This is a genomic window from Nonomuraea sp. NPDC049486 (genome assembly GCF_040676925.1).
In the GTDB taxonomy this organism is placed as follows: domain Bacteria; phylum Actinomycetota; class Actinomycetes; order Streptosporangiales; family Streptosporangiaceae; genus Nonomuraea; species Nonomuraea ferruginea.
This window is the reverse complement of the sequence record NZ_JBFAPV010000044.1, coordinates 1-1,568: the sequence shown is the minus strand read 5'-3', so window position 1 is coordinate 1,568 and position 1,568 is coordinate 1. Positions and strand designations below refer to the sequence as shown.

1 protein-coding gene is annotated in these 1,568 nt (G+C 69.1%); it reads left to right on the top strand.

Annotated features, from left to right (window positions below):
* The first annotated feature begins 66 nt into the window (after positions 1-66).
* Complete coding sequence (locus tag AB0K05_RS44395; RefSeq protein ID WP_364237878.1) at positions 67-1,524, top strand: IS66 family transposase; 1,458 nt, start codon at positions 67-69, stop codon at positions 1,522-1,524.
* Positions 1,525-1,568 lie beyond the last annotated feature (44 nt).

Genomic DNA, 1,568 nt, shown 5'->3' with positions numbered 1-1,568 from the left:
GTAAGCATTCAGAAGTGTGTGATCACGCTGGCGTGAGCGGCATCCGCTGGATGGGATGATCGTCGGGTGCCGAGGACCCCGGATCGCCGCACGTCATACGACGAGCTGGCCTCGCTCGTGGTCCGGCAGATGGAGACGATCGAGGCCCAGCGCAAGACGATCGCCCGGTTGGAAGCGACGGTGGAGCGGCTGACCGCCCGGGTCGCCGAGCTGGAACGTCGGCAGAACCGTAACTCGGGGAACTCCTCGTTACCGCCGTCCAGCGACACTTTCGTCCGGCCGGACAAGAAGCCGCCGCCCATGAGCGGCCGCAAGCGGGGCCGCCAGCCCGGAGCGCCGGGAAGCGGCTTGGCCATGGTCGAGAACCCCGACGAGGTGGAAGACCACGTCCCGGCTGGCTGCGGCGGATGCGGGCAGTTCCTGTCGGCCGAGGACAGCGTCGGGTACGCACGCCGCCAGGTCCGTGACATTCCCCTGGTCACCGTGACGGTGACCGAGCACCGGGTGCATCGCTGCAGGTGCGGCGGGTGCGGAGCTGTCACCAGCGCCGACCTCCCTGCGACGGTCGCGGGAGCGCCGTCGTCGTACGGGCCGAAGCTGCGGGCACTGGCCGCCTATCTGCTGGTGTTCCAGCACGTGCCGGTGGAGCGCTGCGCCCAGCTGATCGCTGATGTCACCGGAGCCCGGGTCTCGCCCGGCTGGGTGTCGTCGATCCTTGCCGAGGCCGCCACGCTGGTCACCGGCAGCGTTAAGGTGATCCGCGCGCTGCTGGCGCTGGCGCATGTGCTGCACGTCGATGAGACCACCACCCGGATCGGGGCGGCGCGCCGCTGGCTGCACGTGGCCTGCACCACCACCTTGACCCTGCTCGGCCTGGGCGAACGCTCCCGCCAGGGCGCTAACTCCCTCGGCGTGCTGCCCGAGTTCCGCGGGGTGCTGGTGCACGACTCGCTGTCGCTGTATAACGGCTACCCGCACGCTCGTCACCAACTGTGCGGGGCGCATCTGGTCAGGGAGCTGACCGCGGCGGCCGAGGATCATCCCGGTCAGCGGTGGCCGGCGCAGATCCGGTGGGCGCTGGCCCAGTTGAACAAGCAGGCCATCAAGGCCCGCGAGGCCGGGCTGGGCGAGATCCCGCCCGAGCGGGCGCGGATCTACCTCGAATCCTTCCATCACGGGATCGCGGTCGGGCTGTCGCTGCATCCCCGCGCCCCTGGGCGGAAACAGTCCCCGGCCCGTAACCTGCTGGAACGCCTGCGGGACCGGGCTGATGAGGTGCTGCGCTTCGCCGACTTCCCCGGCTGGGTGCCGTTCACGAACAACACCGGGGAACGCGCGCTGCGCCCGGTCAAGACACAGGTGAAGATCTCCGGCTGCCATCAATCCGAAGACGGTGCCGCGCACTGGCTGACGGTCCGTTCCTACCTCGACAGCGCCCGCAAACACGGACTGAGCGCCTTCGAGGCGATCCACCGCGCCTTCACCGGCAACCTCTGGATGCCGCCGGTCGCACTCGAAGCCTGATCAGCACCTATCACCCAGCGTCACAGAACCTTCTGATTGCTTAC